Origin of the sequence: Paraburkholderia haematera (genome assembly GCF_905220975.1) — a bacterium.
Classification (GTDB): domain Bacteria; phylum Pseudomonadota; class Gammaproteobacteria; order Burkholderiales; family Burkholderiaceae; genus Paraburkholderia; species Paraburkholderia haematera.
This window is the reverse complement of sequence record NZ_CAJNBK010000011.1, coordinates 1-16,146: the sequence shown is the minus strand read 5'-3', so window position 1 is coordinate 16,146 and position 16,146 is coordinate 1. Positions and strand designations below refer to the sequence as shown.

Annotated in this window: 12 protein-coding genes; 2 read left to right on the top strand and 10 right to left on the bottom strand. The window is 61.1% G+C overall.

What is annotated here, in order from left to right:
* Positions 1-6: 6 nt before the first annotated feature.
* The 8 genes from mraY to coq7 all read right to left on the bottom strand — a co-directional run bounded on the left by mraY (position 7) and on the right by coq7 (position 8,839).
* A complete protein-coding gene (gene mraY, locus KHO23_RS19730; protein WP_120289387.1) occupies positions 7-1,176 on the bottom strand; it encodes a phospho-N-acetylmuramoyl-pentapeptide-transferase in 1,170 nt (389 codons plus the stop codon).
* A 17-nt stretch (positions 1,177-1,193) separates the two neighbouring features.
* Positions 1,194-2,600 carry a UDP-N-acetylmuramoyl-tripeptide--D-alanyl-D-alanine ligase gene (locus KHO23_RS19725; RefSeq protein ID WP_236066931.1) on the bottom strand — a complete coding sequence of 469 codons (1,407 nt, stop codon included), beginning with the start codon at positions 2,598-2,600 and terminating at the stop codon, positions 1,194-1,196.
* Between the two features lie 17 nt (positions 2,601-2,617).
* Positions 2,618-4,195 (bottom strand): UDP-N-acetylmuramoyl-L-alanyl-D-glutamate--2,6-diaminopimelate ligase, encoded by a 1,578-nt coding sequence (locus tag KHO23_RS19720; RefSeq protein WP_211612943.1) that lies wholly within the window; start codon positions 4,193-4,195, stop codon positions 2,618-2,620.
* Positions 4,192-6,057: a peptidoglycan D,D-transpeptidase FtsI family protein gene (locus tag KHO23_RS19715; protein WP_211612942.1), complete on the bottom strand. Its 1,866-nt coding sequence runs from the start codon at positions 6,055-6,057 to the stop codon at positions 4,192-4,194. Before KHO23_RS19715 ends, KHO23_RS19720 begins: the two co-directional genes overlap by 4 nt.
* A complete protein-coding gene (gene ftsL / locus KHO23_RS19710) occupies positions 6,054-6,404 on the bottom strand; it encodes a cell division protein FtsL (protein WP_211612941.1) in 351 nt (116 codons plus the stop codon). The genes KHO23_RS19715 and ftsL overlap by 4 nt, the downstream gene beginning before the upstream one ends.
* Entirely contained in the window at positions 6,401-7,354 is a 954-nt protein-coding gene (gene rsmH, locus KHO23_RS19705) for a 16S rRNA (cytosine(1402)-N(4))-methyltransferase RsmH (RefSeq protein ID WP_120289377.1), read from the bottom strand. Before rsmH ends, ftsL begins: the two co-directional genes overlap by 4 nt.
* Positions 7,355-7,369: 15 nt before the next feature.
* Entirely contained in the window at positions 7,370-7,798 is a 429-nt protein-coding gene (mraZ, locus tag KHO23_RS19700) for a division/cell wall cluster transcriptional repressor MraZ (protein WP_211612940.1), read from the bottom strand.
* A 408-nt stretch (positions 7,799-8,206) separates the two neighbouring features.
* Positions 8,207-8,839: a 2-polyprenyl-3-methyl-6-methoxy-1,4-benzoquinone monooxygenase gene (gene coq7 / locus KHO23_RS19695; protein WP_211612939.1), complete on the bottom strand. Its 633-nt coding sequence runs from the start codon at positions 8,837-8,839 to the stop codon at positions 8,207-8,209.
* A 302-nt stretch (positions 8,840-9,141) separates the two neighbouring features.
* Here coq7 and KHO23_RS19690 point away from each other — a divergent pair, with 302 nt between their 5' ends.
* Positions 9,142-10,338 carry a porin gene (locus KHO23_RS19690; RefSeq protein ID WP_211612938.1) on the top strand — a complete coding sequence of 399 codons (1,197 nt, stop codon included), beginning with the start codon at positions 9,142-9,144 and terminating at the stop codon, positions 10,336-10,338.
* 221 nt (positions 10,339-10,559) lie between these two features.
* Here the strand turns inward: KHO23_RS19690 and KHO23_RS19685 are convergent, their stop codons facing one another.
* Both KHO23_RS19685 and KHO23_RS19680 read right to left on the bottom strand, forming a co-directional pair.
* Complete coding sequence (locus tag KHO23_RS19685; protein WP_211612937.1) at positions 10,560-12,233, bottom strand: long-chain fatty acid--CoA ligase; 1,674 nt, start codon at positions 12,231-12,233, stop codon at positions 10,560-10,562.
* A 147-nt stretch (positions 12,234-12,380) separates the two neighbouring features.
* Positions 12,381-14,459: a molybdopterin-containing oxidoreductase family protein gene (locus tag KHO23_RS19680; protein WP_211612936.1), complete on the bottom strand. Its 2,079-nt coding sequence runs from the start codon at positions 14,457-14,459 to the stop codon at positions 12,381-12,383.
* Positions 14,460-14,637: 178 nt separating this feature from the next.
* Between KHO23_RS19680 and KHO23_RS19675 the strand changes: the two genes are divergently transcribed.
* On the top strand, positions 14,638-15,834 hold the full coding sequence (locus KHO23_RS19675) for a M20 aminoacylase family protein (RefSeq protein ID WP_211612935.1): 1,197 nt from the start codon (positions 14,638-14,640) through the stop codon (positions 15,832-15,834).
* Positions 15,835-16,146: the final 312 nt, after the last annotated feature.

Below are 16,146 nucleotides of genomic sequence, written 5' to 3'. Positions count from 1 at the left end.
ACCGACTTAACGCAACTTGAGCGTGGACAAACCGAACAGACACAACATCAGCGTGATGATCCAGAAACGCACGACCACCTGCGTTTCCTTCCAACCCGACAATTCGAAATGGTGATGCAGCGGCGCCATCTTGAAGAGACGCCGCCCTTCGCCGAAGCGGCGCTTGGTGAACTTGAACCACGTAACCTGCAACATCACGGAGAGCGTCTCCGCGACGAAAATGCCGCCCATGATGAAGAGCACGATTTCCTGACGCACGATCACCGCGACCGTGCCGAGTGCGCCGCCCAGCGCCAGTGCGCCGACGTCGCCCATGAACATCTGCGCCGGGTGCGTGTTGAACCAGAGGAACGCGAGCCCTGCCCCGCCCATTGCGGAACAGAAGATCAGCAATTCGCCCGCCCCGGCGATATGCGGAAACAGCAGGTACTTCGAATAGACCGAGCTGCCCATCACGTAAGCGAACACACCAAGCGAAGCGCCGACCAGCACGACCGGCATGATCACGAGGCCGTCGAGGCCGTCGGTGAGATTCACCGCGTTGCTCGCGCCGACGATCACCAGATACGTCAGCACGATGAAACCCCACACGCCGAGCGGATAGCTGATCGATTTGACGAACGGCAGCATCAGGTCGGCACGCGCCGGTAAGCCCATCGACAAACCGCTGCGCACCCACGCCATGAACAGGTCGAACACGCGCACGTTGCTCGCTTCGGACACACTGAATGCGAGATACACGGCCGCGAACAGGCCGATCACCGACTGCCAGAAATACTTTTCACGCGACGACATGCCGCGCGGGTCTTTGTAGACCACCTTGCGGTAATCGTCGACCCAGCCGATCACGCCGAAACCGAACGTCACCAGCATCACGATCCAGATGAAACGATTGGTCAGATCGGCCCACAGCAGCGTTGCCACGGCGATGCCGAGCAGGATCAGCACGCCGCCCATGGTCGGCGTACCGGATTTCACGAGATGCGATTGCGGCCCGTCTTTACGAACGGCTTGGCCGACCTTCATCGCGGTCAGCTTGCGGATCACCGCCGGGCCGCAGACGAGCCCGATCAGCAGCGCGGTGATGGTGGCCATCACCGCACGGAATGTCAGATAACTGAACACGCGCAAGAAGCTTGCGTCATTCTGCAGCCATTGCGCCAGCGCCAGTAGCATGCTTCGGTCCTTCTAGTTCAATGTGCGGCGGGCGTACTGCCCGCTGCGTTGGGTTGTGGACTCGTTACGGCGTCCACCACGCGTTCCATTTGCATGAAGCGCGAACCTTTCACGAGAAGCGTTGCAGCAGCGCCGAAACCCGCCTGCTGCAATTGCGCGACCAGCGTGCCGACATCGGCGACGTGATGCGCGTCTGCACCGTACGCGGTGCAGGCGTCGCGCGAGGCGTCGCCCATGGCGTACAGCGCGTCGATACCGCGTTCCTTTGCGTAAGCACCGATTTCGCGGTGAAACGCCGGGCCGTTGTCGCCGACTTCGCCCATGTCGCCCATCACCAGCACGCGCGGCGATTCGCGCGACGCGAGCACGTCGATCGCCGCACGCATCGAGTCGGGATTCGCGTTGTAGGTGTCGTCGATCACGGTTGCGCCGGCGAGTGTGCCGAGCGCGGCGCGCTTCACTTGCAAACGGCCTTTCACAGCGCCGAACGATTCGAGGCCGCGCCTGATCGCGTCGAGCGGCACGCCTGCGGCGAGCGCGGCCGACGTTGCGGCCAACGCGTTATGCGCGTTGTGGTTGCCGAGCACTTGCAGCGTGACGTCGATGTGGCCTTCCGGCGTGTCGATGCTCAGCACGTTGCTTTCGAACGAGCCTGTGACGGCGGCTTCGATCACGCGCTCAGCGGTGTTCAAAGCGAAGTCGATGATGCGGTTGCCTGTTGCCGCGACGCGCCAGATGCTCGCGTAGGCGTCGTCGGCGGGGAACACGGCGATGCCTTCCGGGGATAGCGCATGAATCACGCTGGCGTGTTCGAGCGCGACCGCTTCGACCGTCGCCATGAATTCCTGATGCTCGCGCTGTGCGTTGTTCACCACCGCGACCGTCGGCTCGGCGATCTTCGCGAGCAGCGAGGTTTCTCCCGGATGGTTCATGCCGAGTTCGACCACCGCCAGTTGATGCGCGGCCTGCAGACGGAACAGCGTCAGCGGTAAGCCGATATCGTTGTTGAGGTTGCCAGCAGTCGCGAGGCGTGCGTCGGCGCCGACCGCAGCGGCGAAGATCGACGCGATCATTTCCTTGACCGTCGTCTTGCCGTTGCTGCCGGTTACGGCGACGAGCGGCATGCTGAATTTGCGCCGCCAGCCGCGCGCAAGCGCACCGAGCGCGACACGCGTATCGGCCACGCGCAGCGCGGGCACATGCCAGTCGCCTGGCGTGCGCGTCAGCAGCACAGCCGTCACGTTGCGCGAGGCGACTTCCGGCAGGAAGTCATGTGCGTCGAAACGATCACCCTTGATCGCGACGAACAGATCGCCCGGACCGGCAGTCCGGCTATCGGTCGAAACGCGTTCGAACGTGACGCCATCGTCGCCCAGCACCGATGCGCCGGGGATCAGCGCAGCAGCTTCGCGCAGTGAAAACATGGTGGTACTCCGCCCGGTCATTCGCCACCTCCGCGTGCGTGCGTCGCCCGTGCGGCGAGCGCAAGGCGAGCGTGATCCTGATCGGAGAAAGCGCGTTTCTTACCCATGATTTCCTGTGTTGCTTCGTGCCCCTTGCCGGCCAGCACAATGACGTCTTCGCGCGCGGCGCCGCGGATCGCCTGCAGGATTGCGCTTGCGCGGTCTTCAACGCGACGGGCCTTCGACGCGTCTTTCATGCCTGCAACGATCTGCTCGATGATCGATTGCGGATCTTCGCTACGCGGGTTGTCGCTGGTCACGACGACGCTGTCGGCGATCTTCTCGGCAATCGCGCCCATCAGCGGACGCTTGGTCGCGTCACGGTCGCCGCCGCAACCGAACATGCAGATCAGTTCGCCACCGCGTGCGGCCGCCATCGGGCGCAGCGCTTCGAGCGTCTTTTCCAGCGCGTCCGGCGTGTGTGCATAGTCGATCACGACGAGCGGCTCGTCGTTCTGCAAGCGCCCGCCGAGACGCTGCATGCGTCCATTGACCGGTTCGAGCTTCGCCAGTTCGGCAAGCGCGGCGCCAAAAGGCACGTCGGCGGCGAGCAATGCGCCGAGCACGCCGAGCAGATTGCTGACGTTGAATGCGCCGAGCGTTTGCACTTCGACTTCAGCGTTGCCCCAATCTGATGTGGTCAGATGAAACGCCGTGCCGGTCGCGGTTGCGCGCACGTTCGAGGCGAGCAGCAACGCATCGGCGTCCGACGCAGCGGCGCCCGCCGCATCGGCTTGCGGCGCATCTTTGAGCGCTTCGTCGAGACCGTAGGCGATCGCGCGGACATGTCCCTTTGTGCTCGCGAGCAGACGGCGACCGGCGGCATCGTCGCGGTTGATCACTGCGGCGCGCAGTTCCGGCCAGGCGAACAGACGCGCTTTGGCGGCTTCGTAAGCGTCGAACGTGCCGTGATAGTCGAGATGGTCTTGCGTGAGATTTGTGAACACGGCGATGTCGAACGCCGTGCCGTTCACGCGGCCTTGGTGCAACGCGTGGGACGACACTTCCATCGCCACCGCTTGAGCACCCGCATCGCGCAACTGCGCGAGACTGCGTTGCAATTGCGGCGCGTCAGGCGTCGTGAAGCCGGTATGTACGAGTTGACCCGGCAGACCGGTGCCGAGCGTACCGATAATCGCGCAACGTTTGCCGAGCGCAGTCAGCGCCGCGGAAATCCATTGGCTGCACGAAGTCTTGCCGTTTGTCCCCGTGATGCCGACCGCCAGCATGCCGTCGCTCGGATCGTTATACCAGGCGCTCGCAATCGAACCGGCGAGTTCGTTCAATGCCGGCACGGCCAGCGTCATGGATGGATCAATCGCACCGCTAAAACCCTCGGGCTGAACCAGCACGGCTGCTGCGCCACGCTCGATCGCGCCGTCAATGAAGGAACGGTTGTCCGCACCGTCGACCGCATAGGCGAAAAACGCGTCGCCCGCCGCGAGCGAGCGCGTGTCGGCGTGCAGATGCGCGCCTGGCTGCACGCGAGCGTGCAGCCAGTCAAGTGCGTCGGCGATTTGCCGGTGCGCTGGATGCTTCTTACGCAGCGCGCTCATCGCACAACTCCGGGATGGCTTTTCGCATTGGCGGAGATCGTCATCTTCTTCGCGCCAGTGCTGGTGGAGAGTTTCTTGACCGTCGCGGGCGAAGGCGGTGCGCTCGGTGCGGCAGGCGCCGAATCGTCCGACACGACCATCTGCTTGACCGGCATATCCGGCGGCACATTCAGCGAACGCAGCGTATCGCCGACAATCGCCGAGAACACCGGACCGGACACCTGACCGCCGAAGTGGCTACCCGCCGTCGGTTCGTCGACCGAGACCGCAACGACAATGCGCGGATTCGGCATAGGCGCCATACCGACGAACGACGCGCGGTACTTGGAATGGTCGTAGCCGTGAGCGCCGTGCTTGTATGCGGTGCCGCTCTTGCCGCCGACACGATAGCCCGGCACGGCTGCATCCGGCGACGTGCCGCCCGGCGCCGTGACGGTCTCGAGCATCGCGCGCACTTCGCGAGCGGTGGTGGGTGCGAAAATTTGCGGCCCCGTGGCCGGCTGATCGCCAGGCGTGCGGAAAATCGACACCGGCATGATCTCGCCGTCATGCGCGATCGCGGTGTAGGCGCGGCCCAACTGGAACAACGACACCGACAAGCCGTAGCCGTACGACATGGTCGCCTGCTCGATGCGCCGCCAGCCCTTCCACGGACGCAGACGGCCCGCCGCCGCGCCCGGGAAGCCGACCTTCGGCGCCTGGCCGAGACCGATACTGGTATACATGTTCCACATCTCTTCGGGCTTGAGCTGCATGGCGATCTTCGTCGCACCGATGTTGCTCGACTTCTGGATCACGCCGCCCACCGTCAACACGCCAAACGCGCTGTCGTCGGTAATCGGCGCACCGTCGAGCACAAAGCGGCCCGGCCCCGTATCTACCAGTGTAGTCGGCGTCACGCGGTGCAGATCGAGTGCGAGCGACACCGTGAACGGCTTCATGATCGAGCCCGGCTCGAAGGTGTCCGTGAGAATGCGGTTGCGCAACTGGTCGCCCGTAAGGTGCGAACGGTCGTTCGGGTTGTACGTCGGGTAGTTAACCAGTGCGAGCACCTCGCCGGTCCGCACGTCGATCACCATTGCCGCACCGGCCTTCGCCTTGAATTTCTCGACGGCCGCTTTCAGGTTCGTATAAGCGATGTACTGGATCTTGCTGTCGATCGAGAGGTCGACGTCCTGCCCGTTATGCGGCACGACCTGTTCGTCCACGTCCTCGATGATGTGGCCCATACGGTCTTTAATGACGCGGCGGCTGCCCGACATACCGGCGAGCAACTTCTGGTCGCCGAGTTCGACGCCTTCCTGGCCTTCGTCTTCCACATTGGTAAAGCCGATCAGGTGAGCCGTGATCTCGCCTTCCGGATAGAAGCGCTTGTATTCGTCGCGTGCGTATATGCCGGGGATGTCCAGCGCGGTGACTTTCGCGGCGACGTCGACCGGCACCTGGCGCTTCACGTAGACGAAGTTCTTGTCCTCCGACAGCTTGGCGCGCAACTCCTTGTTCGTCATGCCGAGCAACTTGCCGAGCGAGGTCAGCTTGTCAGCGCCGAGATCGTCCGGCACCGACTCGGGAATCGCCCAAATGGCGCGCACCGGCAGACTCGTGGCGAGCACGAGGCCGTTGCGGTCGAGAATCTTGCCACGCGTGGCCTGCAGTTCGAGCCGGCGCTGATAGCGGATCTCACCCTGCTTCAGATAAAAGGCGTTGCCCGGCCCCTGAATCCAGAAGGCGCGCGCGGTCAGCGCGACGAACGCCATGAACAGCATGAACACGACGAGTTTCGAGCGCCACATGGGCAGGCGCACCGACAGAATCGGGTTTGCCGAAAAGGCGACGCTCTTGCGGGTGGACGATTTTTTCATCGCACGCCTCCGCGACGAGTCGCAAGCGGGGCCGAGGCCGGCCCGGAAGTCGGGATCGGCGCGTCCGCAGCCTTGGCGGCGCCCGGATCGAGCGTCAGATACTGGGTGCGCCCGGTCGTGACCGATTGCATCTTCAGGGAATCAGTGGCGATCTGCTCGATGCGCGAAGTCTTCGACAACGCGCTCTGCTGATATTGAAGCTGCGAATAGTCCTGCTGCAGCTGACGCTCCTGCGATTGCGCGCGCTGCAACTGGATAAAAATCTGACGCTGCTGATTGGTTGCGTTGACGACAGACAAAGCGCAGCCCATCACGATCATCAGCAGGAAGATATTGAGGCGGCTCATGGCGCGATCCGCTCCGCCACACGCATCACGGCAGAACGGGCGCGCGGGTTCGCGGCGACTTCAGCGTCGCTGGCGAACACGCGGCCGATGATTTTGAGCGGAGGGCTCGGCAGATCGACTGCACGGATCGGCAGGCGGCGATCCACCGCAGGCGTACTGGCGTGCGCCTGCATGAATCGTTTAACGATCCGGTCCTCGAGCGAATGAAAGCTGATGACCACCAGCCGCCCCCCTTGCTCCAACAGCGACAACGCTGCTTCTAAAACGACTTGCAGCTCCGCAAGCTCTTGATTGATGTGAATCCGTATAGCTTGAAAGGTGCGGGTTGCCGGATCCTTGCCCTTCTCACGGGTTTTGACGACGTTAGCCACGATTTGGGCAAGCTCGCCCGTGCTGACGAGAGGCCCAAGACGGTCGGACTCTGCCCGGCGAGCAACAAGCGCCTTTGCAATCTGAAAAGCAAACCGTTCTTCCCCATAATCTCGTATCACCTCCGTCAGTTCCTGCACCGTGGCCCGCGCCAACCAGTCAGCCGCGGACTCGCCGCGCGTCGGGTCCATCCGCATGTCGAGCGGGCCGTCGGCGCGGAAACTGAAACCCCGCTCCGGATCGTCGACTTGCGGCGACGACACGCCCAGATCCAGCAAAACGCCCGACACCCGCCCTACTCCGCGCTCCGCAATCGCGTCGCGCAGCGAAGCAAAGCTCTCGTGCACGATGCCAAAGCGCGGATCGGCGATTTGCTGCGCCGTGGCAATGGCGAGCGGGTCTTTGTCGAACGCAATCAGGCGCCCCGACTCACCCAGCTTCTCCAGCACCAACCGGCTATGACCGCCGCGCCCGAACGTACCATCCACGTAAACGCCGTCCGCGCGCGTAACCAACGCCTCGACCGCTTCTTCCAGCAGCACCGTGCGATGCTGCAATTCGTTTCCCATCGCAGGTGCCATATATGTAATCCGCGATCAGAACGTGAAATTCTTTAACGCTTCGGGCATGCCCTCGGCGATCGCTTCCTGTTCCTTTGCTGCGTAAGTTTGTGCGTCCCACAACTCGAAGTGACGACCCATGCCGAGCAAGGTCACTTCCTTTTCCAGTCCGCCGGCCGTGCGCAATTCCGGCGACACGAGCACGCGGCCCGCGCCATCCATATCGACGTCCATGGCATTGCCGAGAAAAATGCGCTTCCACCAGGCCGCGTTCATAGGCAGCTTGTCGACCTTGTCGCGAAAGATCTCCCACTCCGGGCGAGGAAAGAGCAACAGGCAGCCGTCCGGGTGCTTGGTGATCGTCACCCGGCCCTCTGCCTGTGTTTGCAGCGCATCCCGATAACGAGAGGGGATCGACATCCGCCCTTTCGCATCGAGTGTCAGCGCCGACGCCCCTTGGAACACTTCGCTCTCCCCTGTCGGCGTTTTTGCGCCGGTTGCCCGATTCGTGAAAATCTACCCGAAACCACTCGTGAGATCACACAAAAATACACTTTCTCACACTGTCTCCCACTTTAGAGGAACGCTAAACAGGGGTCAAGGGAGATAGGCGCTTTTCGAGCGAATTTTGTTTGTTAGAACAAGGACTTAGCGCGACTCTTTCACGTCAGACATAAAACGGAAAACCGTTATAAATGAATGAGCTAGTGAATCTTGTGAAGGTGATACGTGAAAAGTACGAGGGAAAGGCGCGGAATGTAAGAGATCGTGAAGCGGGAGCGGGGGATGTTTGTTGGTGTTCCGGGTATGCGGTGCGGACGGCGCTCGAGGCGCCGTCCCACTTTCAAGCGGTGCGTGAACAAAGGCTTGAACTTATAAGTAATAGGCGGTGCGTGTCATAACTTTCGATACCGCCCGCATCAGCGCGCGCGCGGGGAACGGTAACTCGACGCCGCCTGCGTCCATGGCCGATTTACCGTGCTCCGCCTCGTCCACCCGCATCTGCTCGACGATCGCGCGCGACTCGCGGTCTGCTGCGGGCAATTGATCCAGATGGCTATCCAGATGCTGTTCGACCTGGCGCTCGGTTTCGGCCATGAAGCCGAGACTCACCCGATCTCCCAGGCGGCCTGCCGCGAGGCCGATTGCCAACGCGCCTGTATACCAGAGCGGGTTCAACAGGCTTGGGCGCGAATCGAGCGCCGCGAGGCGTTTGGCGGTCCACGCCAGATGATCCTCTTCTTCGATGGCAGCGTGATTAAACACAGCCCGCAAAGACGGCGACCTGGTCGCGAGTTTCTGAGCCTGATAAAGCGCCTGGGCGCACACCTCGCCGACGTGATTGACACGCATCAAACCGGCCGCATGCGCGCGTTCCGCCGGGGAGAGCTCGGCCGGCTCGGCCGCAGATTCTTGCGGAACCGGCAATGGACGACTCATCCGCGACACGCCGGTCATTGAGCGTAAACCCCGATCAAACTCGCTAATCAACTCGTCCAGAAACATTCGGCACTCCCTGATTCGACAACCGCCCCGCCGCGCTGACGGGTCCGCGCGGCAAGGCTTTGCGGGGCAAAACCGGCTTCGCGAAGACCTTGAATTCAAACGATTCCGGCGGCCAATTCCTGATTTTAGACCATGTTGCGTAAACGAAACAGGACCCGCCCTGGCCATCTCCTTTTGCTTTGTGCCATGTATGCCTTTTGTTACATTACGTGCAACTTCTCGCGAAGTTGGACAAGCAAGGCCTCAACGCCAGACAAATATTCGCCTTGTACAAAAGATTCGTAATCCTTGGAGATCATTCGATGAAAAAGTCGCTTCTCGCTCTCGCAGCACTGGGCGCATTCGCAGGCGTCGCTCATGCTCAGAGCAGCGTGACCCTGTACGGTATCATTGACGAAGGCTTCAACATCAACACCAATTCGGGTGGCAAGCACCTGTACAACCTGTCCAGCGGCGTCATGCAAGGCTCGCGTTTCGGCCTGCGCGGCACGGAAGATCTGGGCGGCGGTCTGAAGGCAATCTTCGTGTTGGAAAACGGCTTTGACGTGAACAACGGCAAGCTGGGTCAAGGCGGCCTGATGTTCGGTCGTCAAGCTTACGTCGGCCTGTCGAGCCAGTTCGGCACGGTCACGCTGGGTCGTCAGTACGACTCCGTCGTCGACTACGTCGGTCCGCTGGAAGCCGGTGATCAATGGGGCGGCTACATCGCTGCTCACCCGGGCGACATCGACAACTTCAACAACGCGTACCGCACCAACAACACGGTCAAGTACACGAGCGCTGACTACAATGGCCTCAAGTTTGGCGGCACGTACAGCTTCGGCGGCATTGCTGGCAACGTTACGTCGAACCAGATCTGGTCGTTGGGCGCTGGCTATAACAATGGCCCCCTCGCTCTCGGCGTCGGTTACTTGAACGCACGCACCCCGGCAGCATCGGGTGGCCTGTTCAACAACGGCGGCACGATCGCCCCGAACACGCCTGCTACGGCCACGGCCGCAGCCAACTTCGCCGTGACGTCGCCGGTGTACGCTGGCTTCGCTTCGGCTAACACGTACCAGGTGATCGGTGCGGGCGGCGCATACACGTTCGGCGCAGCAACGATCGGTGCGACGTACTCGAACATCCGCTTCGGCAACCTGGGCATGACGTTCGCCTCGCCGTACAAGGGTCAGTCGGCTACGTTCAACAACGCGGAACTCAACTTCAAGTATCAGTTGACCCCGGCGTTGCTGATCGGCGCAGCCTATGACTACACGCGCGGCGCGGAAATCAACGGCGCATCGCGTGCTCAGTACCACCAAGGCTCGCTTGGCGTGGATTACTTCCTGTCCAAGCGTACCGACGTGTACGTGATTGGTGTGTACCAACACGCTCTGGGCGAAACGCTGAGCGCAACGGGTGCTACGGTCAACGCAACGGCTGGCATCAACGGCCTGTCGGGTTCGTCGAACCAGAACCAACTCGCAGCTCGCGTCGGTATCCGCCACAAGTTCTAATAAGTCGTAAAAAAGCAGTTTGCCTCAAAGGCGCCTTCGGGCGCCTTTTTTTATGGCCGCGCGCCGTGCTGTGCATGGTTGCGCTGACTTGCGTAGATACGACGCACCTAAAAGAAAGGCCCGGCAGACTTTCCGTCTGCCGGGCCTTTCTCTTTCTCACCGTAATGCGTTATTTCGTGCCGGTGCTGTTCTCGCCAGTGGGCTTGGTGCGCGTGATGCGCTTACGCCCGGCCGTCGCGCAATTCTCGACGCAGAATCTTGCCGACATTGCTCTTGGGCAGTTCAGTGCGGAATTCGACGATCTTCGGCCGCTTGTAGCCGGTCAACTGCGTTTTGCAGTAAGCAAAGATGTCCGCATCAGTAAGCGCCTGATCCTTTTTCACAATGAACAGCTTGACGGCCTCACCCGAATGCTGATCCGGGACGCCGACCGCGGCGACTTCGAACACGCCCGGCATCTTCGCGACCACGTCCTCGATTTCGTTCGGATAGACGTTGAAGCCGGAGACGAGAATCATGTCCTTCTTCCGGTCGACGATCTTGATGAAGCCGCCTTCGTTCATCAAGCCGACGTCGCCCGATTTGAAGAATCCGTCCGGTGTCATGACCTTGGCCGTTTCGTCCGGCAGGTTCCAGTAGCCTGCCATCACTTGCGGACCGCGGATGCAGATCTCGCCCGGCTGGCCGAGCGGCACCTCGTTACCTTCGTCGTCGCGAATCGAGATTTCGGTCGACGGCAGCGGCAAGCCGACCGTGCCGCTGTACTCCGTAACGGTAACCGGGTTGCAAGTCGCGCACGGCGACGTCTCCGACAGACCGTAACCCTCGATAATCGGCGTATGCGTATGCTCGAACCAGCGCTTGGCGACGGCTTCCTGCACCGCCATACCGCCGCCATTTGCTGCGATCAGTTTCGAAAAGTCGAGTTTGTGAAAATCCGGGCTGTTCAGCATCGCGTTGTACAACGTGTTGACGGCGGGAATCGTCGTAATCGGATAGCCTTCCAACGCTTTGATCATGCCGGGAATGTCGCGCGGATTTGGAATCAGCACGCCGAGGCCGCCGGTACGGATCGTCAGCAGCCCGCAGACCGTCAGCGCAAAGACGTGATACAGCGGCAACGCGACAACCGTGATGAACTGATCGATGTCTGTCCGGTTGACCCGAACCGGATTGAGCCAGATTTCCGACTGCAGCACGTTGGCAATCAGATTCCGATGCAAGAGCGTCGCGCCCTTGGCCACGCCGGTCGTGCCGCCTGTGTACTGTAGAAACGCGACGTCGTCCGGGCCTTGCTGAACCGGTTTGAAACTTTGACGGCCGCCCTCGGTGATCGCGGTGTTGAATTTGACGTGCCCCGGCAGACTCCACGCCGGCACCATCTTTTTCACGCGGCGCACGACGAAGTTCACCAGCGTGCCCTTCACGCCCATCAAATCGCCCATTGCGGCGACAACAATGTGCTTGACCGACGTATTGCGCACGATCGCCTGCAGCGTGACAGCGAAGTTTTCGAGCAGAATAATCGCTTCCGCGCCGCTGTCCTTGAGCTGATGCTGGAGTTCCCGCGGGGTGTAGAGCGGGTTCACGTTCACCACCACGTAGCCCGCGCGCAAGATTGCCGCAATCGCGACGGGATATTGCAGCACGTTCGGCATCATGATCGCGATACGGGCGCCGCGGGCAAGACCCTTCGACTGAAACCAGGCGGCCAGCTTGCGCGAGAGCACGTCGAGCTCGCCGTAGCTGATCTCCTTGCCCATGCAGACGAACGCCGGTTTGGCGCGGTGGTCGCGGAAGGCTTCTTCGAGCAGTTCGGCGACGGACGAATACCGAGTCGGGTCAATCTCTGCGGGAACGCCGGGTGGATAAGATTTCAGCCAGATTTTGTCCATGCAGCGTCTCCTCCTTTATTTTCGAATGGTCGTGCTAAAAACGCATCGTAGCATGGGCATCCCTTGGCTATTCGCGAAAAGCCGCTGGGTTAGACTGCAGCCTCGAACCTATTGGGGAGCGGGGCTGCAAGATTTTTGAGCGTGTTTTCAAACGCGTTCGACTTCGACAAGACAGTCATAGAAGGTGGCCGATCCGCCCAGATCGGTGAGCGCCTGGCTGGTGACCTGATTGGCGTTTCGGCCGTCGGGCGCGAGCTTCTTCCACCAGATTGACAAGCCGACCACGAGCCCTTCGCGTGCCTTGTCGGTGACGCGGGCGCGCGCCTGCATCGCGCCGCGATCGTTGAATATGCGCACCTGATCGCCGTCGACGATGTTTCGCTGCTGCGCGTCGGCCGGATGCATGTCCAGGTGCGGCTCGCCTTCCGTCGAGCGCAGGCTTTCGATGTTCACGAAGGTACTGTTCAGGAAGTTGCGAGCAGGTGGCGAGATCATTGCAAGCGGGTAACGCGCTGCAAGCTCAGGCGCACCTTCAGCGGATTCGTAAGGCGGCAGATAGTCCGGCAACGGATCGAGCCCTTGCTGCGCGAGGCGCTCGCTGAAAAACTCGCATTTACCGGACGGCGTGCGAAAACCGCCCTCGGCGAATGGCGCGTCTGGCAGATTCAGCGCTGCCCATCCGGTCTTCTTTAGCGAATCCCAGCTGACGCCTTCGAGCGTTTTATCATTCCAGCGGAATGCCGACTGCGCGATAGCTTCGTCGCTATCGTAGAGCGCCGGCTCCTGCAGGCCCATGTGGCGCGCCAGGCCGCGAAAGATCTCCGTGTTCGGGCGTGCATCGCCGACCGGTGCGATCGCCGGCAAGTTGACCATTACATGCGTGTGCCCGTACGACTTATGCACGTCGAGGTGCTCGAGTTGTGTCGTGGCAGGTAGAAGCAGATCGGCGTAGTCCGCGGTGTCGGTCTGAAAGTGCTCAAGCACAATTGTGAACAGGTCTTCGCGTGCAAAGCCTGCAGCAACCCGTTCCGAGTCCGGCGCAACCGCCACCGGATTTGAGTTATAGACGATGATCGCCTCGACTTTTGGGCCGAACGTGGCGTCGCCCTGGTGCAGCAACGCGTCGCCTATTGCGTTCATATTGATGACGCGCGATGCCTGAGCGGGCCAGCCCGGCATCAGGTCCGGGCGCTGCATGGCATGAGAATCCACCGGCGCCCATCCGCCCGAAGACAGCAGCATACCGCCTGCCCGTTCGCGCCACGCGCCTGTCAGAGAAGGCAGACAGGCGATTGCGCGCACAGCGTTGCCGCCGCCACGCACCCGCTGCAGACCATAGTTCATCCGGATCGCGGCTTTTTTCGTGCTGCCGTAAAGGCGCGCAAGATCGACGATCACCTGCTCGTCGACACCGCAAATTTGAGCGGCGCGCGAGGGCGGATACGTGAGCGCGCGTGCCTTGAGTTCATCGAAGCCCAGCGTATGCGCCGCAATGTACGCGTGATCGAGCAGATTTTCCGTGATCAGCACGTTGATCATGCCGAGCGCAAAAGCACCGTCGGTTCCCGGTTTGAGCGCAACGTGCTGGTGGCATTTTTCCGCTGTCAGCGACCGGTATGGATCGATCGCGATCAGCCGAGCACCGCGACGCTTGGCTTCCTGCGCGCGCGTCCAGAAGTGAAGATTCGACGCGATGGGATTCGAACCCCAGATCAGGATGACCTCGCTCTCGGCGAAAAACTCGGTGAGCATGCCAAGGCTGGCGCCGTAGGTGTATTTCAGCCCCGCCGCACCGGCGGCTGCACAGATCGTGCGATCAAGCTGCGATGCCCCGAGTTTATGAAAAAACCGCTGCGCAATACTGTCACCCTGAACTAAGCCCATCGTGCCGGCGTAGCTGTAGGGCACGATGGCTTCTGGCGCACGGTTCGCGATCTCCGACAAGCGTGCTGCGGCCAACTCAAACGCCTCATCCCAGCTGATCGGCGCAAAACGGCCTTCGCCTTTGCGGCCGACACGCTTCAGCGGTGTCGTCAACCGATTCGGATGATGTACCCGCTCGGCGTAGCGGGTGACTTTGGCACAGAGTGCACCTTGAGTCGGAGGATGATCGGGATCGCCGACGACCTTAACCGCCCGTCCATCTTCGATGGTTACGCGCATCGCACAAGTATCAGGGCAATCGTGCGGGCACACCGCGCGGGCGAATTCAGTTGGAGCATTCATCGGAAATCCGTCCAGGAGAGCGATAAGCGGCGGGGCGACCCCGAATCTTATTACGTCCATTGCCCGTTGACCCGTATGGCCCCGCCAAAAATGGCTTCGGCGTAGAATTGATTATCAACGTGCCCGGGCAATATAGCCCCGAGCGATTCCACGCAGAGCAAAGCACAAGCGCACCATCATGAAACTGATCCCGGAAATTCAGGCCGCCCACGGCGAAATTCAAACCCTCCGACGAACGATTCATGCTCACCCCGAGTTGCGTTATGAAGAAACGGCAACTGCGGATCTGGTTGCCAGGACCCTTGAGTCCTGGGGCATCGAGACTCATCGCGGATTGGGCAAAACAGGCGTAGTCGGCGTACTGAAGCGCGGCAACGGTTCGCGCTCGATCGGACTGCGCGCCGACATGGATGCGCTACCGATTCAGGAGCTCAACAGCTTCGACCATCGCTCACAGAACGACGGCAAAATGCACGCGTGTGGACATGACGGACATACCGCGATGCTGCTTGGCGCGGCACGACATCTGGTTAAGGATGGCGAATTCGACGGAACGATTGTATTCATCTTTCAACCGGCGGAAGAAGGAGGAGCCGGTGCACAGGCAATGATCGACGACGGCCTGTTCACCCAATTCCCCGTCGATGCGGTTTTCGGAGTCCACAATTGGCCGGGCATGCCGGCTGGCCAATTCGGCGTCACCGAAGGCCCGATCATGGCGTCCAGCAATGAATTTCGCATTGAAATCAAAGGCGTAGGCGCGCATGCTGCCATGCCGCACAATGGCCGTGACCCCGTGTTCACGGCGGTGCAGATCGCGAATGGGCTGCAGAGCATCATCACGCGAAACAAGAAGCCGCTCGATACCGCGGTACTGTCAATCACTCAGATCCACGCCGGCGACGCAGTCAATGTCGTTCCGGACGATGCTTGGATCGCGGGCACCGTACGGACTTTTACCACCGAAACGCTCGATCTAATCGAAGCACGCATGCGCAAGATCGCCGAGAGCACGGCCGAGGCTTACGATTGTTCGGTCGAAATCCACTTCCACCGCAACTATCCGCCGACCATCAACAGTCGCGAAGAGACCCGATTCGCTGCGGCAGTCATGCGGGAAATTGTCGGCACGGAAAATGTCAATGACGCAGTTGAGCCGACAATGGGCGCCGAGGACTTTTCGTTCATGCTGCTGGCGAAGCCAGGCTGTTACGCGTTTCTGGGCAATGGCGACGGTGGTCACCGGGACTCAGGGCATGGTGCCGGGCCTTGCATGCTGCATAACGCAAGCTATGACTTCAACGACGAGCTATTGCCGATCGGCTCGACGTACTGGGTTCGGCTGGCACAACAATTCCTGGCACAGGAAAAATAAGGCGGTTGAGTGTGTCTGGTCGACGGCTTACGCGTCGGCGTCACTGCATTTCCGCGCATGTCAAAGCGCGGCGCGCTACTCACAGCGGACGCACCTATCGGGAACTGACGGATTGTGCGAAGGCGCTGCGGCTTGGGAAGGAGTGACGTGCCTGTTTTTTGCCGCTGTTTTACGGCCGTAAACGCAGAAACCCCACCTTTTCGGGGTGGGGTTTCTGTCTGCTGCTAGGGAGCCTGACGATTACCTACTTTCACACGGGAATCCGCACTATCATCGGCGTGGAGTCGTTTCACGGTCCTGTTCGGGATGGGA